The 25,599-nt window shown below is 63.2% G+C and carries 16 protein-coding genes and 3 pseudogenes; 17 read left to right on the top strand and 2 right to left on the bottom strand.

Annotated elements, in window-relative coordinates:
• Positions 1 to 3: 3 nt before the first annotated feature.
• The 13 genes and pseudogenes from HV773_RS12160 to dmeF all read left to right on the top strand — a co-directional run bounded on the left by HV773_RS12160 (position 4) and on the right by dmeF (position 19,137).
• Positions 4 to 2,250 carry a type VI secretion system Vgr family protein gene (locus HV773_RS12160; RefSeq protein WP_129564197.1) on the top strand — a complete coding sequence of 749 codons (2,247 nt, stop codon included), beginning with the start codon at positions 4 to 6 and terminating at the stop codon, positions 2,248 to 2,250.
• A 123-nt stretch (positions 2,251 to 2,373) separates the two neighbouring features.
• On the top strand, positions 2,374 to 3,051 hold the full coding sequence (locus tag HV773_RS12155) for a hypothetical protein (RefSeq protein WP_129564198.1): 678 nt from the start codon (positions 2,374 to 2,376) through the stop codon (positions 3,049 to 3,051).
• An 18-nt stretch (positions 3,052 to 3,069) separates the two neighbouring features.
• A complete protein-coding gene (locus tag HV773_RS12150; RefSeq protein WP_129564199.1) occupies positions 3,070 to 4,329 on the top strand; it encodes a tetratricopeptide repeat protein in 1,260 nt (419 codons plus the stop codon).
• Positions 4,326 to 8,903, top strand: a complete 4,578-nt coding sequence (locus HV773_RS12145) for a polymorphic toxin type 15 domain-containing protein (protein ID WP_129564200.1) — start codon at positions 4,326 to 4,328, stop codon at positions 8,901 to 8,903. The genes HV773_RS12150 and HV773_RS12145 overlap by 4 nt, the downstream gene beginning before the upstream one ends.
• Positions 8,900 to 9,517: a GAD-like domain-containing protein gene (locus HV773_RS12140; RefSeq protein WP_129564201.1), complete on the top strand. Its 618-nt coding sequence runs from the start codon at positions 8,900 to 8,902 to the stop codon at positions 9,515 to 9,517. The genes HV773_RS12145 and HV773_RS12140 overlap by 4 nt, the downstream gene beginning before the upstream one ends.
• Positions 9,518 to 9,653: 136 nt before the next feature.
• A complete protein-coding gene (locus HV773_RS12135) occupies positions 9,654 to 10,139 on the top strand; it encodes a GNAT family N-acetyltransferase (protein ID WP_129564202.1) in 486 nt (161 codons plus the stop codon).
• Positions 10,140 to 10,161: 22 nt separating this feature from the next.
• Positions 10,162 to 11,169 (top strand): hypothetical protein, encoded by a 1,008-nt coding sequence (locus HV773_RS12130; protein ID WP_129564203.1) that lies wholly within the window; start codon positions 10,162 to 10,164, stop codon positions 11,167 to 11,169.
• Positions 11,170 to 11,194: 25 nt separating this feature from the next.
• Entirely contained in the window at positions 11,195 to 11,572 is a 378-nt protein-coding gene (locus tag HV773_RS12125; protein ID WP_129564204.1) for a hypothetical protein, read from the top strand.
• A 133-nt stretch (positions 11,573 to 11,705) separates the two neighbouring features.
• On the top strand, positions 11,706 to 13,079 hold the full coding sequence (locus HV773_RS12120; RefSeq protein ID WP_129564205.1) for a TolC family protein: 1,374 nt from the start codon (positions 11,706 to 11,708) through the stop codon (positions 13,077 to 13,079).
• A 21-nt stretch (positions 13,080 to 13,100) separates the two neighbouring features.
• Positions 13,101 to 14,360, top strand: a pseudogene (locus tag HV773_RS12115) (efflux RND transporter periplasmic adaptor subunit); the annotation flags it as partial.
• 5 nt (positions 14,361 to 14,365) lie between these two features.
• Positions 14,366 to 17,491, top strand: a pseudogene (locus tag HV773_RS12110) (efflux RND transporter permease subunit); the annotation flags it as partial.
• A 70-nt stretch (positions 17,492 to 17,561) separates the two neighbouring features.
• Positions 17,562 to 17,834, top strand: coding sequence for a metal/formaldehyde-sensitive transcriptional repressor (locus tag HV773_RS12105; protein ID WP_129564208.1), 273 nt, complete (start codon positions 17,562 to 17,564; stop codon positions 17,832 to 17,834).
• A 7-nt stretch (positions 17,835 to 17,841) separates the two neighbouring features.
• Positions 17,842 to 19,137, top strand: coding sequence for a CDF family Co(II)/Ni(II) efflux transporter DmeF (gene dmeF, locus HV773_RS12100; protein ID WP_129564209.1), 1,296 nt, complete (start codon positions 17,842 to 17,844; stop codon positions 19,135 to 19,137).
• Positions 19,138 to 19,173: 36 nt separating this feature from the next.
• On the opposite strand, the gene HV773_RS12095 is transcribed toward dmeF, so the two are convergent.
• The gene (locus tag HV773_RS12095; protein WP_129564210.1) at positions 19,174 to 19,890 is read right to left on the bottom strand and encodes a glycine zipper 2TM domain-containing protein; all 717 of its coding nucleotides are present in this window, start codon (positions 19,888 to 19,890) and stop codon (positions 19,174 to 19,176) included.
• A 349-nt stretch (positions 19,891 to 20,239) separates the two neighbouring features.
• Between HV773_RS12095 and HV773_RS12090 the strand changes: the two genes are divergently transcribed.
• Entirely contained in the window at positions 20,240 to 20,656 is a 417-nt protein-coding gene (locus HV773_RS12090) for a cupredoxin domain-containing protein (protein ID WP_129564211.1), read from the top strand.
• Positions 20,657 to 20,711: 55 nt separating this feature from the next.
• Positions 20,712 to 21,127 (top strand): annotated as a pseudogene (locus HV773_RS37365) (hypothetical protein); the annotation flags it as partial.
• A gap of 94 nt (positions 21,128 to 21,221) precedes the next feature.
• Here the strand turns inward: HV773_RS37365 and HV773_RS12080 are convergent.
• Positions 21,222 to 22,406 carry an NHL repeat-containing protein gene (locus HV773_RS12080; protein WP_227875465.1) on the bottom strand — a complete coding sequence of 395 codons (1,185 nt, stop codon included), beginning with the start codon at positions 22,404 to 22,406 and terminating at the stop codon, positions 21,222 to 21,224.
• A 380-nt stretch (positions 22,407 to 22,786) separates the two neighbouring features.
• On the opposite strand from HV773_RS12080, the gene HV773_RS12075 reads away from it, so the two are divergent.
• Together HV773_RS12075 and HV773_RS12070 are read left to right on the top strand one after the other, a co-directional pair.
• Positions 22,787 to 24,901, top strand: coding sequence for a penicillin-binding protein 1A (locus tag HV773_RS12075; protein ID WP_129564212.1), 2,115 nt, complete (start codon positions 22,787 to 22,789; stop codon positions 24,899 to 24,901).
• Positions 24,902 to 25,171: 270 nt separating this feature from the next.
• On the top strand, positions 25,172 to 25,429 hold the full coding sequence (locus tag HV773_RS12070; protein WP_129564213.1) for a PAAR domain-containing protein: 258 nt from the start codon (positions 25,172 to 25,174) through the stop codon (positions 25,427 to 25,429).
• Positions 25,430 to 25,599: the final 170 nt, after the last annotated feature.

Raw genomic sequence — 25,599 nt, 5'->3', positions numbered from 1 at the left:
CGCTTGGCGCGCATCTTTACGCTCGACAGCCCGCTCGGCGACGAGCTCAAGTTCTATCGCCTGAGCGGCGAAGAGGAACTCGGGCGTCCGTTCGAATGGCGCATCGAGGCGCTGGCCGCGAGCCATAGCGTGTCGCTGCGCGATCTGCTCGGCAAGCCTGTGACGGTACGTATCGAGTTGGCGGACGGCGGGCAACGCTATCTGAACGGCATCGTCGCGCGCGCCACGCTGATTGGGCGGCACGCCGACCGCTACTACGCATACGAGCTGATCGTGCGGCCCTGGCTGTGGCTTGCGACTCGCAGCGCCGACTGCCGTATCTTCCAGGAGAAGAGCGTGCCGCAGATCGTGCAGCAGGTGCTCGCTCCGTATGGCTATCCCATCGAAAGCCGGCTCACTGAGACCTACGCGCCGCGCGAGTACTGCGTCCAGTACAACGAGACGGATTTCACCTTCGTTTCACGGCTGATGGAAACGGAGGGCATCTACTACTTCTTCAGGCACGAGGCCGGGACCCATACGCTGGTGCTCTGCGATGCAACGGCTTCGCATGGCGATCTGCCCGGCTTCGCGACGATTCCGTTCATCGCCAGCGACCGCGCCGCGATTGCCGACGAAGAACATATCGATCGCTGGCAGCCGGTGCAGGAAGTGAGCGCCGGGCGGCGCGAGGCGAGCGACTACGACTACACGAAGCCGCTCGCCGATCTGGGCGTGCAGCGCGCTCAACCGCGCGGTCACGATCACGACGACTACGCCGTGTTCGAGTGGCCGGGTGGTTATCGCGACGACGCGCACGGCGAGCATCGCAACCGCGTGCGCCTGGAGGAACTGCAGGGCGTCTACGATCGCGCGCAGGCGCATACCGACGTGCGCGCCTGCGCGCCGGGCTATCTGTTCGAGCTTACGCGCTGCCCGCGCGCGGATCAGAACCGCAAGTATCTGATCGTCCGCTGCGCGTATCGCTTTCAGGAGAACCCTTACGCGAGCCACACCGGCAACGAGCCCGTGCTGCACGAAGCCGACCTGCTCGCGCAACCCGACAGTCTGCCGTACCGCTCGCCGTGCACCACGCCGCGGCCCCACACCAACGGGCCGCAAACGGCGGTGGTAGTCGGGCCGCCCGGCGAGGAAATCTGGACCGATCAGTACGGCCGCGTGAAGCTGCAATTCCACTGGGACCGCTACGGGAAGAATGATCAGGATTCCTCATGCTGGGTGCGCGTGTCGAGCCCATGGGCCGGCGGTGGCTTTGGCGGCATGCAGATTCCGCGCGTGGGCGATGAGGTGATCGTCGATTTTCTGAACGGCGACCCCGATTACCCGATTGTGACCGGACGCGTCTACAACGCAGCGCGCATGCCGCCGTGGGGCCTGCCGATGAGCGCGACACAAAGCGGGCTGCTCTCGCGCTCGACGCCGGGCGGCACGGCCGAGCATGCGAACGCGCTGCGCTTCGAGGATCTAAAGGGCTCGGAGCAGCTTTGGATGCACGCGGAACGCAATCTCGACATGGAGGCGGAGGTCGATCACTCGGTTTCGGTCGGCCGAGACCGTACGCGCAGCGTGGGGCGCGACGAGACGGTGCAGGTGAACAACAACCGCGCCAAGCAGATCGGCAACAACGAGACCGTGAGCGTCAAGCAGCACCGCACGGCGCAGATCGGCGGCAACGAAAGCACGAGCGTGGGCGGCGACCATAGCGTCACCGTGACGGGCAACAGCACGCATGCCGTCACCAACGGCAATCACAACTTCACCGTGGCCACCGGCACGCACACAGTGGTGGTGCAGCAGACCAGCGCGCATACGGTGGTCGCGGGCTCGCGCATCGTCAACGTGAACAACGGCGAATACAGCTTGACCGCTGCGAAGGCCGTGCGCCTGCATGCGAAAACCGATGGCATGCACATTACCGGCGACACCGGTGGCGTCGCCATCAAGGGCAGTGATTCGGGCGTGGATGTAAACGGGGTCGGCAACGGCGTCGGCATCACGGGCGACGGCGCGGGCCGGGGCGTGGACATTACCGGGACTGGCCAGGGCGTCGTCATCACGGGCACGCCTTTCACGGAGGTCTATGGCATCACCAACGTTGACATCTCGGCGCCCACGGTCAACGTAGGCGACACGGACGTCAAACAGGTCAACATCAACGCGAAGACGATCGTGATCTCGACGGACGGTGCGAGCATCACGCTCGACTCGTCCGGCATCACGATTCAGGGGACCATCGCTCACATCAACTAGTTGCGGTTCGTCTCGCAGATGCAACTAACTGTCAACCGCCGCCGACGGCCGCGAAGGGGCTTGAGTGGTGCTGCAAAGGCTGCATCGCTTCGTAACGGCTGGCAGAACAACGGAGAGGATCTCATGGCTGCTCAAGAAGATTACGCAGATCACGCCGAAGAAGCGGCGGCAACGGAAGCCGTGCAAGTCGACCCGGACGCCATCGACGACGCCACGCGCTCGAAGCTGCGCGCCTTGTTCGAGGCGGGCGTGGCTCCCGCTCCGGCAGCACCCGCGCGAGCGCCTGCCGCACAAGGCTTGCTCGTGGGCGAGGTGATCGACACGCATCACCCGGACTGCCCAGGCCGCGTGCGTGTGCGCTGGTTCGATGAGCACGGTGAAATGCTGGAGCGCTGGCTCCTCTGCCTGCGTGGACAACGGCCGCGCAGAGGCGATCGCGTACTAGTGGAGCAGCCGGCGAATTGGCACGAGCCGCTCGTCACGGGGGTTTTCGCAGCGGGCGCGGAGCCTGGCGCTTTCGATTCACTGGAGGATCAGGACGCGCACGCGAGCCACGCCATGAGACTCGCGCCCGACCAATGCGTGCAGATCGATGATGTCCAGGGAAAGCCGCTCGTTCAGATTCTCGCGTCGGGCGCGGGGCCGGTGGTGCGCCTCATGAGTCCGGACATCAATCTGGAGGCGGCTGGCAAACTCAGCCTGCGCGCGCAGACGCTGGAACTGGAAGCCGGGCGCGGCGGCGTCGATATCCGCACCGAGGCCGATACGGTCGTGCGCAGCCGCTATATCCGGCTGAACTGACGCGCGAACACTCCGGCGATGCAGCGCGAATTTGCCGCCACTGATGCCGCGCTCGGCGACTTCATCGAGCAGCCCGACTACCCGACGCTCGTGCTCGGCGCAAGCGATCTCGACATCGTGCTCGCGTTCAAGATGCTTCAAGAGCGCGACCGGCGCGACGCGCAGCGCATCTATCTGCTGTTCCCGTTCGCATGCGATGCGCCGGGCCGCTATTTGCAGCAGTGCATGGACTCGCTTGCCGCGCAGATCGCCGCCGAGAACGATGCGCGCGTGAAAGAGGGCGAGCCGCCGTGGGCCGCGCTACCGCTGCTTTGCACCGATCCGGGGCAGCCTCCCGCGCACCGGCTCAAGGCGGCGGTCGAGCATGTCCGCACGCTGGTGGAAGAGGGCGTCGACATTGTCTGGGCGCTCGTGCCATCGACAATTGCGGACACAACCAGTTACCGCGAAGCCGTTTGGCCGCTGCTTGCGCTCGATGGCTTCGAAGCGTGGATGGAAGGCCACCGCTTCTGCCTTCGCGACGATCGCGCGCGGCGCTTCCTGCTGCCGCCTGAGCAGCGCGAGAAGGCCCGACATGTGCTCGCGCTCGAGCTCGACTTCTCGCCGGAAAAGACCGCCGATACGCTGGTGGACGCGCTCAACGATGCGGCTCGTCCGCTCGCCGAGCGGATGCAGGCGGCGATGCAACTGGCCGCGCTCGATCTTACGCACGGGCGTCTCGACCAGGCGCTGGAAAAATATCGCTTGCTGTACGGCTGGCATCGCGAGCAGCGCAATCCGCTGGGGCAGGCGCTGGCGCTGGGTGGCATCGGCGAGGTCGCGGCACGCAGCGGGCAGCATGCCGATGCGTGCCGCTGGTACGCGCACGCGCTCGATGTGGGAGCCGATAGCGGCAACCTTGGCGTGACGCTGAATCTACTCATGGCATGCGGGCAATCGTGGTTGAGCCTGAAGCAGCCCGCGCGCGCGATCGAATATTTCGAGCTCGCGAGCCGTGCCGCGGACAAGCTGATGTTCCCGCATGCAGCCGTCGATGCGTTGGAGAAATTGGGCGTGGCGTTGCTGGGCGCGCGCAAGACCGTCGAAGCGGCGCGAGCGTGGACGGACGCGAAGGCGCTGTGCGAGCGCTTCGGCTGCGAGCATCAGCGCCAATCGCTGCTCGAGCGCCTGGCGGCGTTGTACGCGCAGGCCGGGTTAAAGACGCAGGCCAGGGCATACGAAATAGAGAAAGATCGGATTCCTGTGCATCGTGAGGCTGAACGGGGCGGCGCTGGATGAGCACCCCGCCAGTCAATTTGGCCCGCGTGGCAACGGAGGCCAGCGCTTCGTCCGCACCACCCGCGCCGCTGATCGCGCCGACTGGCAACACCTCGGTCGATGCGCTCGCCAGCGCGGTCAATAGTGGCGCGCAGCCGTTTCAGGACCTCGGCAATCCCAAGGCCGGCACGCTGGACCGCATATCGGACGTCGTAAACGGCGCGGTGGGCAGCCTCGGCGCGTTCGATCAGTTGCTCAATACTGGCATGGCGCTGATTCCGGGCGCGAACCTGATGCCGGGCATGCCGGCGGCGTTCATCGGCGTGCCGCATTTGGGCGTGCCGCATGCGCACGCGCACCCGCCGAGCAATGGCGTGCCGCTGCCGAGCTTCGGCGAGACCATCGGCAGCGGCTGCCTGAGCGTGCTGTATGGCGGCATGCCCGCCGCGCGCGTGCTGGATGTGGGTATGGCGCCCACCTGCGGCGGCCTTGCGCCGATCTTCGAGATCAGTACGGGTTCGAGCAACACCTTCATTGGCGGAGCGCGTGCGGCGCGCATGGCGATCGATCTCACGCGCCATTGCAATCCGCTCGGGGTGAGCGGCAAGGGGCATGTTGCCGAGGAGGCGGAGAAGGCGAGCGGGTTCAGGCGCGCAATGAACGTTGCCGGAGTGGCGGCGCCCGTGGTGGCGGGCGGGGCGACGGCGGCGGATCAGGCGATCGGCGGCCGCATGGTGGACGCTGCAATGACCGCGGCCCAGACTGCGGCGGATGCCATGGCGATGGCGTTGAGCAATCTGATGGGCAAGGACCCCGGCGTGGAGCCGGGAATGGGCACGCTGCTCATCGGCAATCCGAGCGTGCTGATCGGCGGCTTTCCGATGCCCGATGCGCTGGCGATGCTGATGCTGGGATGGGGGCTGCGCAAGAAGGCCAAGGCGAAGGATGAAGGCGAGGAGCCGAAGCGCACGAACGAAGAACCGTGCAAGGACGGTCACCCGGTCGATGTCGTCACGGGCGCGGCGGAGAACGAGTTCGTCGACTTCAGCACGAGCGCTACGCCCGCGTTCAAGTGGGAGCGCTATTACTGCAGCGCCTGGAACGATCAGGACGGCCCCCTCGGCTACGGCTTTCGTCACGCCTTCCAGCATGAGTTGCGCCTGCTGCGCACGCGTGCGGTGTATGTGGATAGTCTCAATCGGGCGTTTCCGATTCGTCGCGACGACATGGGGCGCTACGAAGGCGTGTTCGCAGGCTGCGAACTGGAGCAGCAGAGCGCGAATCGCTTCGTGATGAGGCAGGGCGAGCGGGGCGAATTCACGTTCGAACGCGCGAGCGAATCGCAACGCTCGGCGCGGCTCGTGCGGCATGTGCGCGAGGGTGTCGAAAGTACGCTTCGCTACGCGAGCGATGGGGCATTGCATCAAATCGAACAGGCCTCGGGGCGCGACGGGCGCCGAAGATTGATCGACTTCGTTTATGAGGTGCGCAACCACGTCACCGAAGTGAACATGGTCGACGCGCAAGGCGCTGTGTCATGCATTGCCCGGTATCGCTACGATCGCGCCGGGTGTCTCGTGGCATCCACCGATGCGCTTGGCGCTTCGATGACGTATGGCTACGACAGCCGGCGCCGGATGATCCGCGAGACGGATGCCAATGGCTATGCGTTCTCGTACCGTTACGACAGCAATGGCCGTTGCGTCGAGAGCGCTGGGCAGGATGGATTGTGGCGCGTCCTGCTCGATTATCAGCCGGGCCGCACCGTGGTTACGCGGGCCGATGGCGGAAAATGGAGCTTCCTGTACAACGCGTCCCAAACGGTGACGCGCATTCTGGATCCGTACGGGGGCGTGACCGAGCGTGTGCTTGGCGGCGATGGGCGAGTCGCCTGCGAGGTCGATTCGGGTGGGCGTGTCATGGACTGGCTCTATGACCGGCGAGGCGGCAACACGGGACGTCTGGATCAGTGGGCGAACCGATGGCCGACGCGGCAAGAAGCGCCCGCGCTGCCCAATGCGAGGGCGCTTGAAGTCCCGGCGACGCCATTGGCGCAGCAGTGGGGGAAGGACAATTCCGAGGACATGCCGGACCGGATGCTGTTGCCGCCGGAAATCGAGGCGCTCGCGGCTTCCGTTGCCGCGCCGGCCTGCACCGTTTGCACGCCGAAAGAGCAGCATGATGCAGTGGGCCGCGTGGTCGTGCGCACGGACGAGCGTGGAAACGCCGAACATCTCCACCGTGATGCTGAGGGCAATCTGGTGCGGTTGCGCGACAAGGACGGGCGCGATTACCGCTACACCATCGCGTCGTGGAACTTGCGCGAGAGCGAGACGGACCCGACGGGCCATACCGTACGGTACCGGTATACGGCCAAAGCGGCGATTGCCGCCATCATCGACGCGAATGGTAACGAGAGCGCATACACCTACGACCTGAAAGGCCGGATCGCCAGTGTGACGAGACACGGCCGGCTACGCGAGACCTATCGGTACGACGCGGGAGACAGGCTGATCGAAAAGCGCGACGGGCAAGGCAACCGCCTTCTTCAATTCGAAGTCGGCGAGCATGGCCTGCATAGCAAGCGAATCCTCGCGGGTGGAGAGACGCACCATTACGAATACGACGAGCGAGGAAACTTCACGAAGGCGTCGACAGACAAGTTCGATATCCTGATCGATTACGACGAAGAGGGTCGACGTATCGGGGACAAGCGCGATGGATCAGGCGTCGATCACGGCTATTTCGAAGGAAGGTTGGCTAGTACAACGTGGTTTGACCGCTTTGTGGTTCGCTATGACCTGGTTGCCCTCGGCGAAACGCTGATCCGTACGCCGGTGGGCGGCAGGCACAGGCTCCTGCGCTCGAACGACGGCCGGGTCTATTTGCGGCTTGGAAACGGATTGAACCTGCTGTGCAGCTTCGATGCAGCTGGACGCTGCACGGGAAGGCTCGTGTGGCGCGACGGCCCGACCGAGGCGGTGCGCGAGGCGAGGGGAATCCGTTACCAGTACAGCGCGATGGGTGAGCTTCAACGCGTGATCGACAGCGAAGCGGGGACAACCGAGTATCAGTACGACGCGGCTCATCGCCTGGTTGGCGAGACGCGCGAAGGATGGCCGGTACGTCGCTTTCAATATGACGCCGCCGGTAATTTGCTTTGGGCTCCAGACGGTTCGTGGATGCGCCATTCGGAAGGCAACCGGCTCGCGGACACGTCGTCCGGAGTGTTTCACTATAACGAGCGCAATCACCTTGCACAGGGGATCGCCGCGGACGGCTGCCGCACGACCTGGCGTTATAACAGCCTGGATTTGCTGGTGCGGGTCGAATGGAGCGATCGACCGGAGGTGTGGAGCGCCGAGTATGACGGCTTGTGCCGGCGCATTACCACGAGGATGGGCGATGCGTGCACACAATACTATTGGGACGGCAACCGGCCCGGCGCGGAAGTGGGACCGGACGGGCGGGTTCGTCTCTATCTATACGTGAACGAAACGGCGCTGCTGCCGTTCATGTTCATCGACTATGCTGGCCTGGACGCCGCTCCGGAATCGGGGCGAGCCTGCTTTGTGTTGTGCAATCAGGCGGGATTGCCGGAGCGAATCGTCGATTGCGATGGGCAAACGGTATGGCTCGCGGAGGATATCGATCCCTACGGAATGATCCGGGTTGCGGCGGGCAATTCCATCGACTACGCATTGCGATGGCCTGGACACTACTACGATCGGGACACGTCGCTGCATTACAACCGGTTCCGCTCCTATCATCCAGGGCTGGGACGATATCTGCAGTCGGACCCGGCCGGGCAGTCGGGCGGAATCAATCTCTACGCCTATGTGGCGAATCCGCTGGTTCAGGTCGACGTATTGGGGCTGCGTTGTCCCAACGCCAATCATCCGGACGATTGCGACGAGAAGGGATACGATCACGAATATACGGGACCCCCGGAAGATGCCGCGGCGCTCAAGCCGGACCGGCTCCCGGACAAGACAAAAATTCCATGCTTCAATCCATACGACAAGTCGGGTTATAAAAACTTGTCCGATAATGCCCAGCGCAACTATCTGGAAAGCTATGCGAAGCAATTGCGCGCCCAGCAGCGCGGGATCAACAAGATGACGGCGGATGAGTTCAAAGCCGCGCGTGATGCATTCGATCAAACAGCCGCGCAGCAGCGCGCCGCGGGTAAAAAGAATCCAAGCGGACGAAATCCTGCAGGTGCTAAAGCGCAACGGGAGTTCCGGAAGGGATACGGGAAGAAGATCCGGGAAAGCATTTTTGAGGACATCCTGAATAAGAACCCGAGCCTCACCCGTAAACAAGCCTTGAAACAAGCTAGGGAACGCAGCGAAGAAATCATGGGAACGCTTGCGGCGCTACACAATCCCGACATGGTCGCCGGAGGGTGGCACCACTACCAGCCGGAAGGCATGGGCGCGCTTCCCGTGAACTCGTCAATTGGATCGAGCTGGAATAACGATGCTCGCCTGGATACCCTGGAAAATGCGGCAAGGGCCGCAGTTGCTGCCGGGCAGGGTGGCAAGCTAATGAACGTTGTACTGCGACTATGCCGTGGAGATGGAAAGACATGACAGACGAGCTATTTGACGCATTTATCGAGACCTTCGGCCGCGGGAAGATTCGCCAGCAGGTTCCGGAGTCGGCATTGAGCCGGTACCGGGGTGTCCTGCCTGACCGTTTGCTGGAAATCTGGCGCGAAGAAGGATGGTCCTCATATGGAAATGGCCTTGTCTGGATCGTCGACCCTCAGGCCTACGAGGGCATCGTCGAAATGTGGTTGCGCGATACGCCGGTTGCAGGCATCGACAAATACCACGTCATTGCCAGGACAGCGTTCGGCGATCTTTTTCTGTGGGGCGAAGGCACGGGACCGAAGATCACGCTTTCATGTCCGCTGCATACACTCATTTTCCTGCCGGGCAGGGTCGAGAAAAGGGTTGAAAACGCCGATCGGGCAGTGAGTATTTTCTTTACGACGCTCTCGCGAGCGGACTGCGACAAGGACCATTTGTTCAAGCGCGCGCTCAAGCGTCTGGGGCCGTTGGGAGCGGAGGAAATGTATGGCTTCGAACCCGCCCTGATCGCCGGCGGAGAGATGTCGATCGATCATCTCGAGAAGGTCGATCTGTATGTTCATCTATCGATACTTCGGCAACTCGGCGCACCGCGAGTGGGCGCTTTTTGATTTTCTGGTGTTTGATGTTTTTAATCTTGTGAGCGATGCTTAATTGTTGCATCACATTGTCTTCATCTTCCTTGTATCGGAATTGCGCACCGCCTAGACTCACTTAGAGAGTTTAAATAAATCCGTCGAGGAGGCCATGGAGCTTCGCGCATTGATGCGGCGAGACCGATCGAAGATTGATAACCTCGTCGCGGCCGCGATTCATGCCGGCTCCATCGGGTACTACTCAGAAGTCGAAGCACATGCATGGGAACAGAGCCATCATCTGGATGTCTTGCTGAGTGCCGATCACACGGTGGTGATCTCCGAGCGTTCAAGTTTGCTTGCTATCGCGGGCGTTGATGCTATCGCTCGTTACCACATTCGCTTTGTCTTCGTGGCGCCTGATCGATGGCGTCAAGGCCTGGGGCGATTCGTTGTGCATTTGCTCGAGGACTTCTGCGCGGCGAATGGGGTATCGGAAATGAACGTCGCTGCTGCAAAAAGCGCAGTCGAATTTTATAAAACGCTCGGCTATTTTCCAGAAAGGCGTATTCAGTTTTTGATGAGCGATCACAATGAAGCCGACCGCGTGCTAAAGATCGATGCTGTTGCCATGTCGAAGCACATGGACGTTTGTTAATTCGACGAAAGGGGTAGAAGCGATGGACGGTAAAGCACAGCCACAGGCACTGCAACCGGGGGATTTGCTCGTCTACTGGGGAAAGCTTCCTGGACAGGAGAGAATGGTGCCGAGCCATATAGCCATGGCGGGTTTGGACGGCTACATTCTGCATAACACCATTGCTTCCGGCAGCAAATTCGCGGGTGTTGTCAAGCACAAGGCAAGTTTGGCCGCAAAGGCCTACGTGAAGGAGGAGAGAACAATTGAAGTCTATCGCCTCAAAGGAGGCGGAGAACTCGCCACGTATGCTGCCAGATTCGGGGAAACTTGGGTAGATCAGCAGCCTATTAATTTTGGCAATGATTTTAAAAAAGCGGGGCAATCTACTGATTCCAATCCAGTTCTTGTCGGAAAATACAATGAAGCGCACGCAGACACGGGAAAAACGCATACTGACTTCAAAACACTCACTCCGGAAATGAATCCGTGGCTAGCGGGTACAGAAATAGGACAATTTCGAGGGGGAAAATCGCCGTATTCTTCGGGGCGTCTGGAGAGGGGGCAAAATACCCCGGTTGGGCAATGGGATGTCATGTCGGCATTTCGAGCGGTCAAAGCCTACGTGCGATCATGCACCCTACAGGGGCTGAGCCCAAGACATGGCACAAGTTGCGATCAGTTCGTGATGTACTGTTATCAAGCAGCGAGCCTCAGCAGCATTCTGGGACCGGAAAGTCCCTTAAGGCAGGAGGTCATCGACCTTGTTGCGGCGCGGCCGAAGCAAATCAAGCTCTACCTCAACGACGGCGACCTTAAGAAAGATCTTGGGGAGGACCTCAAGGACTTGCAGGGGCCAGCCTTCGAACGCCTTAAAGCACTCCTCGAGAAAATTTCTGGAGATCCCGCAAAGACGGGTTTCCTGCCACAGGCGCTGTCAATAGACGCGAAGACATCGTCGGTCGCGAAATTGTTTCAAAAGATCCAGGAATCCGATTCGGGGTTTGTGAAAGAAGGCTCATTGACCGCTGATGCAGTGATTGTTCAGTGAGCGCTCTAAGCTATACTTCCCGCCCATGCGATTCATCCGGACCCTCCTCGTATTGCTGCTGTGCGCGATGCTGCCTCTCTCGGGGCTGGCAGCCAGCGGCTTGACCGGATGGTGTCCGATGCAGGGTTCGATGTCCGCCGCCGCGCCCATGCAATCGCAGTCCATGCCGGGTTGCGAGTCGATGAAATCCGCCGACACTGAACACGGCAAATCCGATAAATCGGGCGGCACGCCGTTCTGCAAGATGACGGTCCAGTGTCTTGCGGGCAGTCTCTACCACCCGGTGTCTCTCCCAGTTCTCATGCGTCCTGCCGCGCGCGTGAGCCCGCTGCGTTTCCACTACGCGCAAGCCTGCCCTGCCCGCGGTCCCGACGGGCCGTGGCGACCGCCGCGCGCACTCTGACTCCGCTCATCCGGTGCACCGCGTTTTCGCGGTGATGTCGTCCCACGCCGGGACGTGAGCCCCCTTGCCGATACGTTTGCAACGTTTGCACGCCATGACGGCATGGCGCGGGCTCGCCCATTCGGAGTTCAACATGTATTCAGTCATTGCCAGTCCGGCTTGCCGGACTGGCGGGCTGCGGCTGCGCGCGCCCGCGCTTTTGCTTGCGCTCGCGTTTGCGCTGGCGCTTGGCTGCGCTCATGCCGCTTACGCGCAAGCACCCCTTGCGCAAGATGCTTTTCCGCAAGCCGCCGTCCCGCAAGCCGCCGTCCCGCTAGCCGCATCCTTGACGCTCGAAGCTGCGCTACAGAGCGCGGCCCAGCGCAGCACGGCCATCCAGGCCGCGCAGGCTTCGGTGGACGCCAGCGCCGAGTCCGTCGCGAGCGCGGGCCAGTTGCCCAATCCCAGGCTGTCGGCTGGCATCGACGCCTTGCCCATCAATGGCGACCAGGCCTTCACGATTGGCCAGAACATCCTCACGATGCGCCGCGTCGGCATCGAGCAGGAGTGGGTCTCGCCGCACAAGCGCGCGCTGCAATCCGATCTGGCCGGCAAGGTGGTCGAGCGCGAGCAGTCGGGCTATCTCGCGCAGGTGGCCGGCGTGCGCGAGCGCACGGCTACGGCGTGGCTTACCGCCGCTTACGCGAAACGGGCCGTAACGCTGCGCGCCGCGCAACTCGAGCAGATGAAACATGAGCTCGCGGCCACCGAGGCCTTGTATCGTGGCGCGAAAGCGGCGGGCGCCGACGTGGCCCAGGCGAAGCTCGCGTTCGCCCAGGCCAGCGACGATCTGCTCAAGGCGCGCCAGACGTACCAGGCCGCGCTCATCGGCTTGTCGCGCTGGACGGCCATGCCCGTGGCCGATGTCACGGGCGAACCGCCCGCGCCGGAGTCGACGGTCGCCACGCTGTCCGCCGAGCAGCTGCGCACCGTCGAGCCCGCGTTGATCGCGGCTGCCGCCGAGATCCATGTTGCCGATGCCGATTCGGCTGTCGCTGCAAGTCGCCGCAGCCCGAACTGGACGTGGAATGCCTCGTATCTGCAAGGCGGCAACAATTCACGCTTCGTTTCCGTGGGCGTGAGCATTCCGCTGCCGGTTCATCGTTCGAGCGTCGAGGACCGCGATGCCTCGGGCAAAGCTAATCTCGCCACCAAGGCGCGTCTGAACTACGCGGACACGCAGCGTCAGGTCGAAGCCGATATCCAGACCCTCGCGACGGCGCTCGACAACGGCCGCGAGCGCCTGGCCGGCTTGCAGGGCGCGCTCATGCCCGCAGCCGATGCGCGCGTGGACCTCGCGCTCGCTGCGTATCGTGCGGGCACAGGCTCGCTCGCCAGCACCTTCGCGGCCAGGCGCGCGCAACTCGACGCGCAACTCCAGATTCTCGATTTGCAGCGCGACGTCTCGCTGACCTGGGCCCAGCTCGAGTACCAGGTCGTGCCGCCCGCGCTCGCTGTCAACCCGTGACGTTAGCCCGTGAGAAACAACATGAACCCGAAATTCCCCCTTCGCGCGGCGGCGGTATGCGTGGCTGGCGCGGTTTTAGTCGGTGCTGGTTATATGGCCGGCTCGCGTCACGCGGCTTCGGCTGCGCAGGTGGCTGAACAGCCCGCGCCAGTTGCAGGCAATTACGTTGACCCCAAGACCGGCCGCAAGGTGCTGTACTGGCACGACCCAATGGTGCCGAATCAGCATTTCGACAAGCCCGGCAAATCGCCCTTCATGGACATGCAGCTTCAGCCTGTTTATGCCGAGGAGCGTGGCCCGGCAAGCGGCAGTGAAGGCGTCACGATCGATCCGGCGCTACAGCAGAACCTCGGCATCCGTTACGCCACCGTGCGCCGCATGGCGATACCCGACGGCTTCGACGCGATCGGCACAACGCAGTTCGACGAGTCGGCTGCGCAAGTGGTGCAGTCGCGCGTGACCGGCTACATCGACCGGCTTTACGCGAACGCACCCATGCAGCGCGTCGCGCGTGGTGCGCCGCTTGCATCGCTCTACGTACCCGACTGGATCGCGCCGCAAGAGGAGTATCTCGCGATGCGGCGCGGCGGCATGGACCCGGCGCTGCTCGCGGCGGCGCGCGAGCGCATGAAGGCGCTCTCGATTCCCGATGGGCTCGTGGCCGCGCTGGAACGCAGCGGTCAGGCGCAGACCCATCTGACGCTGAGCGCGGGCGAGGCCGGCGTGGTGAGCGAACTGAACGTGCGCAATGGCGCGATGGTCGTGCCGGGCCAGACCATTGCGAAGATCGCGGGGCTTGCGCGGGTTTGGCTGATCGTCGAGATTCCCGAGTCGCTGGCGATGCAGGCGCGGCCCGGCATGCGCGTCGACGCCACGCTGGCAAGCGATGCATCGCAGCACTTCAGCGGACGCATCCGCGAAATCCTTCCGGGCATCAGCGCGGACAGCCGCACGCTTCAGGCACGCCTCGCGATCGACAACGCCAGCGGGAAACTCACGCCCGGCATGCTGATGCGCGTACGCGTGAGTGCCGCCGAGGCGCAGCCTCAACTCGTCGTTCCGGCGGAGGCTGTTATCACCACGGGCCGGCGTTCGCTCGTCATTGTGCGCAATGGCGATGGCCGGTTGCAGCCGGTCGAAGTCGGCATAGGCCGCGAAGCGGGCGACCAGACGGTGATTGCGTCCGGGCTAACCGAGGGTCAGCAGGTGGTCGCGTCCGGCCAGTTTCTGATCGATTCGGAGGCGAGCCTGAAGTCGGTGCTGCCGCGTCTTGAAGGGGGGCAGCCATGATCGCGCGCGTCATCCGCTGGTCGATCCATAACCGCCTGCTCGTGCTGATCGCAACGGCAATGCTCGCCCTATGGGGCGTGTACTCGACGATGCAGACGCCGCTAGACGCGTTGCCGGATCTTTCGGATACCCAGGTGATTGTCAAGGCCTCGTATCCGGGCAAGGCGCCTCAGGTCATCGAGAATCAGGTCACGTATCCGCTCACCACGACGCTGCTCGGCGTGCCGGGCGCGACGGCCATCCGCGCGTATTCGTCGTTTGGCGATGCATTCGTCTATGTGCTGTTCGATGATAAAACCGATCCCTACTGGGCGCGTTCTCGCGTGCTCGAGTACCTGAACCAGGTGCAAGGCCGCTTGCCGCCGGGCGCAACGGTGTCGCTCGGCCCCGATGCGAGCGGCGTGGGCTGGATTTACGAGTACGCGCTCGTCGACAAGACCGGTCAGCACGACCTCGGGCAACTGCGCGCGCTCAACGACTGGTTCCTGAAATTCGAGTTGAAAGCCGTGCCCAACGTGTCCGAGGTCGCGAGCATCGGCGGCGTGGTGCGCCAGTATCAGGTCGTGCTGGACCCCGACCGCCTGCGCGCGTATGGCATCACGCCGGATACCGTTGCGGAGTCAATCAGGAATGCGAATCAGGAATCCGGTGGCTCGGTGATCGAACTCGCGGAGTCTGAATACATGGTGCGTTCATCGGGCTATCTACGCACGCTCGACGACTTCCGTAACATCGCGCTGCGTACGAACACGACCGGAACGCCCGTGTTGCTCGGCGACGTCGCGCGCATCCAGATCGGGCCGCAGCCGCGTCGCGGCATCGCCGAGTTGGACGGCGAGGGCGAAGTGGCCGGCGGCGTGGTCGTGATGCGCTCCGGCAAGAATGCACTCGCCACCATCGACGCGGTGAAGGCAAAGCTCGCCGACCTGAAGCGCTCGCTGCCGTCCGGCGTGGAAATCGTGACCACCTACGATCGCTCGCAGTTGATCGAGCGCGCAGTCGGCAATCTCAAGGACAAGCTGATCGAAGAGTTCATCGTGGTCGGGCTTGTGTGCGCGGTGTTTCTGCTTCATCTGCGCAGCGCCTTCGTGGCGATTTTGTCGCTGCCGCTCGGCGTGCTCGCGGCCTTCATCGTGATGCGCTACCAGGGCGTGAACGCCAATCTGATGTCGCTCGGCGGCATTGCAATCGCGATAGGCGCGATGATCGATGCGGCCATCGTGATGATCGAGAACGCGCACAAGCATCTCGAAGCGTTCGAGCATGCGCACCCCGGTACGCCGATCACTTCCGCGCAGCGCTGGGAGCTGATCGCGCGGGTTGCGTCCGAGGTCGGGCCGGCGTTGTTCTTTTCGCTGCTCATCATCACGCTCTCGTTCGTGCCGGTGTTCTCGCTGCAAGGGCAGGAGGGCAAGCTGTTCGCGCCGCTCGCGTTCACGAAGACCTATACGATCGCCGCTGCTGCGGGGCTTTCGGTGACGCTGGTGCCGGTCTTGATGGGCTATCTGATTCGCGGGCGTATTCCGCACGAGGCGAGCAATCCGCTCAATCGCGTGCTCGTGCGCGCCTATCGTCCGCTGCTTGAAGCGACGCTGCGGCGGCCATGGAACGCGATCGGGCTGGCCGCATTCGCGCTCGCGCTCACCGCGATACCCGTGTCGCGGCTTGGCGGGGAGTTCATGCCGGCGCTCGACGAAGGCGACCTGCTGTACATGCCCACCGCGTTTCCCGGCATCTCGGCTCATAAGGCCTCCGAACTGTTGCAGCAGACCGACCGCCTGATCAAGACCGTGCCCGAGGTGGCCACGGTGTTCGGCAAGTCGGGCCGCGCCGATAGCGCGACCGACCCCGCGCCGCTCGAAATGTTCGAGACCACGATCCAGTTCAAGCCGCGCAGCCAGTGGCGCGCGGGCATGACGCCCGAGAAGCTGATCGACGAGCTCGATGCGCGCGTGAAGGTGCCCGGCCTGTCGAACGTCTGGGTGCCGCCGATCCGCAACCGGCTCGACATGCTCTCGACCGGCATCAAGACACCGGTGGGCGTGAAGATCTCGGGCCCCGATCTTGAAGGCATCGACCGCGTCGCGACCCAGGTGGAAGCCGCTGTGAAGGGCGTGCCGGGTGTGACGTCGGCGCTGGCCGAGCGGCTGAACGGCGGGCATTACATCGACGTGGACATCGACCGGTTGGCCGCCGCGCGCTATGGGCTTTCCGTGGCGGAAATTCAGTCGGTGGTGTCGTCGGCGGTGGGCGGCGACGATATCGGCGAAGTTGTTGCGGGGCGCGAGCGTTTCCCGATCAACATGCGCTATCCGCGCGAGATTCGCGACTCCGTGGAGAACATCCGGCGATTGCCTGTCGTGACGGCGCGCGGCGCGCAGATTACGCTGGGCGACGTCGCGCGTATCCGCATCGACGACGGGCCGCCGATGATCCGCAGCGAAAACGCGCGCTTGTCGGGTTACGTCTATGTGGATATCCGCGACGTGGATCTGGGCTCGGCCGTCAAGGCGATGCAGCGCGCGGTCGCGCAGAAGGTCGTGCTGCCGCCCGGCTATTCGATCGCGTGGTCGGGGCAGTTCGAATATCTCGAACGCGCTGCCGCGAAACTGCGCACCGTGATTCCGGTGACGCTGCTCGTGATTTTCCTGCTGCTGTTTCTGACCTTCGGCTCGATGGCGGACGCCGCGTTGCTGATGTCCACGGTACCGTTCGCGCTGGTGGGCGGGTTCTGGCTGATCTGGTTGCTCGGTCATGCGGTTTCGGTAGCAAGCGCGGTGGGTTTCATCGCGCTCGCAGGCGTGGCCGCTGAGTTCGGCGTGGTCATGCTCCTGTACCTGAAGGGCTCGCTGGAGCGCCGGATCGCGGAGGGCGCGCCATTGACCGAGGCAATGCTAGTGGAGGCGATTCGCGAGGGCGCGGTGCTGCGCGTGCGCCCCAAGGCGATGACCGTGGCGGTCGTGCTGGCCGGCCTGATCCCCGTGATGATCGGCCACGGCTCGGGATCCGAGGTCATGCAGCGCATCGCCGCGCCGATGGTGGGCGGCATGGTGACCGCGCCGCTGCTTTCGATGTTCGTCGTTCCCGCTGCGTGGTATTTGCTGCAACGCCGCCGCCTGCGCGAGTGAATTTAGTATACCCCCCCATACTATTTTGCTAATATGCACCCCGCCGTCTAACTGGAGCAAAGGCATGAGCCATACGATCCGCGACAAGCAGAAACTCCTTAATCGGGTGCGCCGCATCAAGGGGCAGATGGAGGCCATCGAGCGCGCGCTGGAGGAAGAGCGCGGGTGCATGGACGTGCTGCAACTGATCACGAGCAGCCGTGGCGCGATGAACGGGCTGCTCGCCGTGGTGCTGGAGGACCATATCCGCACCCACCTGGTCGACGCGGAACCCGATGACGAGCATGGCAGCGGTAAGGAGCAGTTAATCGAAGTGGTGCACAGCTACTTCAAGTGAGATAACCATGAGCAATTTTGAAGACGCCGCCTTCGGGGCGGGGCACGACCATATCTTTCTGGGCGCGGCGCACAAGGACAACGAGCGCAGGACCTGGATGGTGATCGCGCTGTGCAGCGCCATGATGGTCGCGGAAATCGTTGGCGGCAGCATGTTCGGCTCGCTGGCGCTCGTTGCCGATGGCCTGCATATGTCGACGCATGCCGGCGCGATGTTGATCGCGGCTTTGGCGTACACCTACGCGCGCAAGCATGCGCGCGACGATCGTTTCGTGTTCGGCACCGGCAAGCTGGGCGACCTCGCGGGCTTTACCAGCGCGATTGTGCTCGCGATGATCGCGCTGCTGATTGGGTACGAAGCCGTTTCGCGTTTTCTCGCGCCGGTGCCGATCCAGTTCGGTCAGGCGATTCCGATTGCGGTGCTGGGACTGCTGGTCAATCTTGCGAGCGTCTGGCTGTTGAGCGGCGATCATCATGGGCATAGCCACGGTCATTCCCACGGTCATGGTCATAGTCACGGACACAGCCATGACGATGAACACGATCATGAAGAAGAGGTGCATCGCATTGTCGGTGGCGCAGGCGCATTCACCGTGTCGATCTTCGAAGATGGCGTGCCGCCGGTCTTCCGGATTGCGCCGGAAGCGGCGGGCGCGAGCCTGGCTGCCGATGCAGTTTCAGTCACAACGATTCGCCCCGACGGCACGCGCCAGATCTTCGCGTTCGCGGACCGTGGCGCTTATCTGGAATCGGTGGACGACGTTCCCGAGCCGCATGCATTCTCGGCCGTTGTCCGCCTGCCCGATGGCGAGCACCGGATCGAGTTCGAAGAACATGAGCACGGCCACGACGACGCCCACGCCTCGGTGAATCGCGATCACAACATTCGCTCAGCCTACGTGCACGTCATTGCGGATGCGGCGGTTTCGGTGCTGGCGATTATCGGCCTGCTGCTGGCGCGCGCATTCGGCTGGGTCTGGATGGATCCGCTTGCGGGCGTAATTGGCGCGCTCGTGATTGCGAACTGGGCGTGGGGCTTGATGCGCGATACCGGCGCTATTCTGCTCGACATGAACGCGGACCGGCGCCTGGCTGAAAACGTTCGCGGCGTCGTGGAAAAGCTTGGCGACGCCGTGCTCGATCTTCACGTCTGGCGCGTGGGTCCGGGGCACATGAGCGCGGTGATATCGGTGGCGACCGGCGATGCGCAGCGCAGTCCGGGTTTTTATCGCGCGGCGCTAAAGCGGTTCAAAGGTCTTTCGCACGTTACGGTCGAGATCAATCGGGTTCGGTCCGTGTCGTGAGCGATGGCGGTCGGCGCCTTCGACCGCCAGAAACGCTCACGCCGCATTCAACCCACCACCATCGACATGAACGCGCTCGCCAATCGCGAACTGAGGCGGCGTCGAGTAGGTGAAGTTCCGGTAGCTGCCATCGGCCATGCGTACTTGAACCTGGTACGTGGTGGCCTTGCGCACTTCGTGTTCGATGCCGTTGCCCGCGAACCCGCCGCCAATCGCGCCCGCGATGGTGGCAATCGTGCGGCCGCGCCCTCCGCCAATCTGGTTGCCGATCAGCCCGCCGGCGACGGCCCCGCCCACCGCGCCGATTCCCGTGGTGGGCTCGGGCGCCTGAATCGCATTGATGGCGACCACCGAGCCCGAGTTCGGATCCATGGCTTCGCTTCTGGGTTCGCTCCTCACTGAATACGCTCCGGCATTCGCGTAGTGGGGCGCGGCCGGGGCAGCGTGGTAGTGATGAACGGGCTCGCGCCGCACGGGCGCTTGCGCGATGGACGGCTGAGTGACGGGCTGACTAACGGTCTGACTGACGGGCTGATGCGCCATCGTCTGCACGCCGCCGGACGTCGCGGTTTCGGCCTGCGCGGCAACGGTGGGCGCGGCAACGGGTGCCGTGCTCGCGTGCGTGGTGGGCAGCCATCCCGTCATGGCGGCGATGCCCGTGGCGCTCGCGAGAATCACCGCGACGGCCGCCCCCGCGACGAGAGGATGAATGCGGGCGCGCGGCGACATATCAGGACCCGGGATCGTGTTCATGTGCAAGCTCCGTTGAGCATTGAGTGCGAGTGGTGGCGGCACGCTCGTGTGCCGCCTGCATCCTCAACGGCGCAATGATCGGCGCGGATTACGCAACACCTGTGAGTTCTGCAAGCAAATGTTGCAAACGCGAGTTTCAAACGCGATGGGGCGATGATCCTCCACGCCCAGATACACGGTGAACGGCTCCGGAATATGCCGCCAACGGTGCACGTTTACATCACGTATCGCGTGCCGCTCAAAGTAGTCATGCCATCGCACAGGCAGGGGTATTCGCGTGCCTGCGAATGGTGCATCGCCATGGCTCGATGCCCGGCAAGCGCGAGGTCTCGACGCAAGGGAGGCAGCCGTGCATACCGCTCACAGAATTGCCATCGTCGCCATCGTGGTCGCGTCCGGCATGACGCCGCACGCGAGTTGGGCGCAGCAAACCGTCAACGCGACCTTGTTATCGGATTCGATCCAACTCGAAACGCACAACGTGAAGGCGGGGCGCGTCACGCTCGATATCAGGAATGACGCAAGCAACACCATGACGCACGAACTCGTTGTACTCAAGACGGATCTCGCGGACAATGCGCTGCCCGTCGGCAAGGGCCAGGTGCTGGAGCACAAGCTGAAAAAGATCGGGGAAGTCGAGGATATCGCGCCAGGCAAGAGCAAACGCGCGTCGTTCACGCTTGCCCCCGGCCATTACGCACTGATTTGCAACAAGCCGGGACACTATGCAATGGGGATGCATACGGCGCTTGTAGTGACGCCGTGACGAGGTGAATCTCCCGGCCGGCGGGCCCCAATGATTTCGTGCCTGGAGTGCGATCATGAAACAGGTTCATGCGCCCCTCGGCGCGCTGTTGGGGGCTGTGGTGCTGGCGAGCGTCGCAGCGTGCGGAGGTTCATCCCACACCATGCAGTCCATGCTGTCCGTGCAGTATCAGGTGAGCGCACTGATTTCCGATGGCGCCGTCGCGGCGGCTCACGTCGACGCCAATCTGAATTCGTGGGCGAGGGCGGGACCATGACGGCGTGGTCGCCCACCGTGAACCCGACATCGGCCGTCACGGTGTTCGATAGCGGTGGCAGCGCCGTCTACAAGAGGCTCGCCATGGCCAGCAATAACGGCGCGAGTTTCCTCTACGCAACCGACTTTCACAACAACAGGATTGACGTGTTCGACCGGACCTTCACGAAGGTCACGCTGGCCGGCACATTTCAGGACCCCACATTACCGGCGGGAGTCGGCAAGTGATCGCCGTCGCCGGATACTCACCGGGTAATCGGGCCTGCTCCAGCAAAGGACGCTGGAGCAGGCTACTTTGCTGCGCGTTCGCTCATGGACCGTCTGTGCGCAAGGTCCAGACCGTGGCGCTATTCGTGTTGTCGTCCACGGCTGCGAACTGCAGATGCTGCTTGCCATCCGCGCCCGGAGCGAAGCCGAAGGCAAGACCGAACGCGGAGCCCGGCGCCGAGTCTACCGATAGCTGCGCAATGAATTGCCCATACACAGTGAACTCGACAATTTCGCTAGGCTGGTTCGGATCGGGGTTCACCGCGTCGCCGTTGGCGGTGACCAGATGCCCATTGGGCGCGAGCGCAAGCGCTAACGGACCGTGAAGGTGCATGTTGTCCTGATAGATCATCCTGCCCACGCCGCTGTCGTGATTCGCCGTGCCTGCGCCGTAGATGGCGAACACGGCGTTGTCGCCCGTGGAGGCAACATAAAGCACGTCGTGCAGCGCATCGTAGGCCAGCCCGGTTGGACCGACCACCAGCGCGGCCGGATCGGTGCGATGCACGTAGCCCGATGCGATGATGGTCGAAGTCGGCAGCACTTTCACGCCATTCGGGCCAATCGCGAGATCGATCCGCGCGACTTTACCGTTGAGCACATCCGAAACGAAGACCCTGGCCAATGGTCCCGCGTCTAGCACGGTGAGATCCCACGGACCGTCGAGCAGCCGCTGATCCTTGAGTTCCATGACCAGCCGTCCCTGCGGATTGATGACGAGCAGCGAGCCTGGCCCATTCACGTTCTTGCCATCGGTGGTCGGCACGTTGCCCACCAGCACGAAGCCGCTTCTTAGCACCGCAAGCGCGGTCGTGAGGCCGAGATGGCTGCCTTGGAAGAACGTTACGGCATTACCGCTGGTGCTATTCGGCACGAGCTTCACGATCGTTGTGCCGGTGCCTTGCAAATTCGACTGCGCATTGAAATTCGACACCACCACATCGCCGGGCTTGAGCGTGCTCCAGGCGGGCACGCCTGCCGGCACGAATGCAATCCCGTACGGATTGAGATCGCCGTTGGCCGGCACGGTCGACGAGGTTGCGGATTGTGGCGGCAGAATCGTCTCCTGCGCACCGACCTGGACTGGTCTCAGCGATAAAGCCAGCAGTCCGGCCGCGCACACACCACACGCCGCGCGCCGCACGAAGCGCGATGCGCGCGCTCCTTTCACCCGCCCGCCGAACCCCATGTATGAATCGAATGCAGACAACGAACGCGAGGCTTTCATTTGACACCTCCTTCTTGCACGCATGGTCTGGACCGCCAGAGTTACCTGAGCCGCCGGAGCGAATCGCGCCGCCGTCGAGCCTGCATTGCGTCGCGCGACTCGCGTTCTGCGTAAACGAAATCGAGCTTCGAATATTCCGCGCGCAACCGGCGTTGCGGCATTGAAACCGGAGTGGAAACAAATGTAATCATCTGTTAGCGGCAAACGCAAAGTGTCGTTTTCGCGTCAGTGCCCCGTTTTCGCTTTGGTACGATCCGGCCTTTCGTTTATTGCACGTCACAGTGAATCCCCCGCCTGGATCGTTATTTCGTGACCTTTGCGCGCGGTGGCTCAAGCGTGGACAGTCGCTCGCTGCCCTGGCCGGCGCAAAAGTCCGATGCATGTTTGCTGCTGTGTTGCACGGCCTTCGCCACCCTACGCGCCGTGGCGTTGCGCTATTGCTTGCCGCCGTGCCGTTGCTGCTGCTGGCGTATGTGCTCGCGCTGATTCCGTTCACGCCGCGCATCGGCGATATTCGCAAGGCCCGCATCGATCGTCCCGCGCTGATTGTTTCCGCCGATGGCAATCGCCTCGCGGAATTCAAGCCGGTCAATCGCGAATGGGTGACGCTCGCGCAAATTTCGCCATACGTGGTGCAGGCGCTGGTCGCGACCGAGGACCGCCGGTTTTATCAGCATCACGGTATCGACATCCTGCGCGTGGTGCCGGCGGCGCTGCACACGTTTTCCGGCACGCGGCAGGGCGGCTCGACCATCACGCAGCAGCTCGCGCGCAATCTGTACCCCGATGAAGTGGGCCGTGCACCTACCCTGACGCGCAAGCTCAAGGAAGCCATTACCGCGCTCAAGATCGAATCTGTTTACAGCAAGGACCAGATTCTCGAGACCTACCTGAACACGGTGCCCTTTCTCTACAACGCCTATGGCGTGGAGATGGCTGCTCGAACCTATTTCGGCAAGCCCGCCGCGCAACTCAACATTCTGGAAAGCGCCACGCTGGTTGGCATGCTGAAGGCCAATAGCGCCTATAACCCCGTGCTCAATCCCGACCGCGCGCTGGAGCGGCGCAATACGGTGCTGGAGCAGATGGTGAAGTTCGGCAAGCTCAAACCGGCCGATTGCACATGGCTCAAGCGTCAGCCGCTGGGTGTGAATTTCGAAATCCAGTCAGAACCCACGGGCACCGCGCCGCATTTCGCGGCGCAATTGCGCCGCTGGCTGATCGGGTGGGCCGACCGCAACGGCTACGATATTTACTCCGATGGACTAGTTGTGCGGACAACTATCGATTCACGGCTTCAGGATATGGCGAACCAGGCGCTCGCCTGGCAGACCGGGCAGTTGCAATCGATCGCCGACGCGGCCTGGAACACGCGCACGGGATGCTGGCCCGGCAACAGCCTGTTCCAGGCGTTCATCAGGCAGACCCCAGAGTATCGCAACGCGCGCGACGCGGGGCTGTCCGATCCGGCGGCGATCAGAAAGCTCGCGATGGACGGCCAGTTCGTCGATGCGCTCTGCCACAGCAAGACACAGATTCAGGCCGGCTTTCTCGCGATCGATCCGCGCAACGGCGACATCAAGGCGTGGGTCGGGAGCCGCGACTTCCGCGACGAGCCGTTCGATCACGTGCAGCAGGCGCGGCGTCAGCCGGGCTCGACGTTCAAGCCGTTTGTCTACGGCGCGGCGTTTGCGGATGGCGCGCAACCTGGCGATACGATCGTCGACCGCAACGTGACCATTGCGTTGACGGGTAATGCTGTGTGGAGGCCGACCGACGCCGAGCCGCCGACGGGTCGGCCGATGTCGCTGCGCGATGCGCTGGCGCTCTCGCGCAACCGCGTGACGGCGCAGCTCATGCAGCGCGAAGGCCCCGCGAAGGTCGTGGCGCTGGCGCGCGCGATGGGCGTGCGCGAAAGCCCGCTCGATGCGGTGCCGTCGCTCGCGCTAGGCACGAGCCCGGTCACGCTCAAGGAAATGGTGTCGGCGTATTGCACGATCGAGAACCGTGGCGCGTATGTCGAGCCGCGCATGGTGACGCGTATCGAGGATCGCGAGGGCAACGTGCTCGCCGATTTTCCGGCGGCGCACCCGGAGCAGGCGTTGCCGGCCAGCGCGGCGCTGAAGCTCGTGGATGTGATGCGCGATGTCGTGGACCGTGGCACGGGCGCCGATATCCGGAGCCGCTTCGGGATTCACGCGGACGTGGCCGGCAAGACCGGCACCACCCAGGGCAATACGGATAGCTGGTTCATCCTGATTCACCCCGAACTGGTGGCGGGTGCATGGGTGGGATTCGATGATGCGCGCGTGACGCTGCGCAACGACTATTGGGGCGAAGGCGCGCATAGCGCGTTGCCGATGGTGGGCGCGTTCTACGACATGGCGCTGCGCGCGCAGGTGGTCGATTCGCGCGCGCAGCTTGCGCCGCCGCGCAAGGTGGTCCGCCCGAGCCGGCCACGGCCGCGCCATCATTTCTTGTTCTGGAGTTTCTGAAGTTTTTGGCACGATCAACGCGCGATTAGCGCGTTGTCGTCAATTCCAGTAGCCACTGCGCGAACCGTTGCTGTGTGGTGGCGTCTGTTTTGTCGAATGTCAAAAAGGGGGAATATCCCCCGGGATTTTATGCGCTCTGAATTCCCGGTAAGCCGATTTTAAGAATTTTCGTGTATCGAGCTAAAAGTAGCCCATCCAAGATAAAAAGACACGGCGGCGCGAGTTGTAGTTCTCATCGCAACGCCTTGCCATCGAGGGAGGTGCTATTAAATGAAAGACGCAGTAACCGGGCGCGAAGTCGCCTGTCTTGGCGACACCACCGATCACGGCGGCGAGGTCATTGAGGCCGCGCCGAATCTCACGCATCGGCGTATTCCGGTCGCGCTCGACGGGCATATGGTCAGATGTCCGAAGTGTGGCGGCGATTTTCCCGTCATTGCAACAGGCAGGCGCACGCATGGCGGTGTGCGTGTTGCGTTCATCGGCGACCAGACCGCGTGCGGCGCGACGCTGCAACAGGCGGCGTAATCATGCCCCACAGGCTTTACGTCAGCCCGGTTCGCATGCGGGGCGACGCACTGCCCGAATATGTCCTCGAATGGGAGTTCCGGAAACGGACATACAAAGCCCACCAGGACGTGCTGGTTCCGCGTCGCGTCTCGGGCCATGAGGGCATCGGCCAGCTTTTCGAATATCGC

The sequence above is a fragment of the Paraburkholderia caffeinitolerans genome, assembly GCF_902859945.1.
GTDB classification, from domain to species: domain Bacteria; phylum Pseudomonadota; class Gammaproteobacteria; order Burkholderiales; family Burkholderiaceae; genus Paraburkholderia; species Paraburkholderia caffeinitolerans.
The sequence above is the reverse complement of the archived record's forward strand: the minus strand, read 5'-3'. Positions and strand labels throughout refer to the sequence as shown.

Bases quoted from the DNA above. Each gene is read 5' to 3' on its own strand.
- HV773_RS12155 (WP_129564198.1), top strand. From the start codon at position 2,374: ATGGCTGCTCAAGAAGATTACGCAGATCACGCCGAAGAAGCGGCGGCA.
- HV773_RS12150 (WP_129564199.1), top strand. From the start codon at position 3,070: ATGCAGCGCGAATTTGCCGCCACTGATGCCGCGCTCGGCGACTTCATC.
- HV773_RS12145 (WP_129564200.1), top strand. From the start codon at position 4,326: ATGAGCACCCCGCCAGTCAATTTGGCCCGCGTGGCAACGGAGGCCAGC.
- HV773_RS12140 (WP_129564201.1), top strand. From the start codon at position 8,900: ATGACAGACGAGCTATTTGACGCATTTATCGAGACCTTCGGCCGCGGG.
- HV773_RS12135 (WP_129564202.1), top strand. From the start codon at position 9,654: ATGGAGCTTCGCGCATTGATGCGGCGAGACCGATCGAAGATTGATAAC.
- HV773_RS12130 (WP_129564203.1), top strand. From the start codon at position 10,162: ATGGACGGTAAAGCACAGCCACAGGCACTGCAACCGGGGGATTTGCTC.
- HV773_RS12125 (WP_129564204.1), top strand. From the start codon at position 11,195: ATGCGATTCATCCGGACCCTCCTCGTATTGCTGCTGTGCGCGATGCTG.
- HV773_RS12120 (WP_129564205.1), top strand. From the start codon at position 11,706: ATGTATTCAGTCATTGCCAGTCCGGCTTGCCGGACTGGCGGGCTGCGG.
- HV773_RS12105 (WP_129564208.1), top strand. From the start codon at position 17,562: ATGAGCCATACGATCCGCGACAAGCAGAAACTCCTTAATCGGGTGCGC.
- dmeF (WP_129564209.1), top strand. From the start codon at position 17,842: ATGAGCAATTTTGAAGACGCCGCCTTCGGGGCGGGGCACGACCATATC.
- HV773_RS12095 (WP_129564210.1), bottom strand. From the start codon at position 19,890: ATGAACACGATCCCGGGTCCTGATATGTCGCCGCGCGCCCGCATTCAT.
- HV773_RS12080 (WP_227875465.1), bottom strand. From the start codon at position 22,406: ATGAAAGCCTCGCGTTCGTTGTCTGCATTCGATTCATACATGGGGTTC.
- HV773_RS12075 (WP_129564212.1), top strand. From the start codon at position 22,787: ATGTTTGCTGCTGTGTTGCACGGCCTTCGCCACCCTACGCGCCGTGGC.
- HV773_RS12070 (WP_129564213.1), top strand. From the start codon at position 25,172: ATGAAAGACGCAGTAACCGGGCGCGAAGTCGCCTGTCTTGGCGACACC.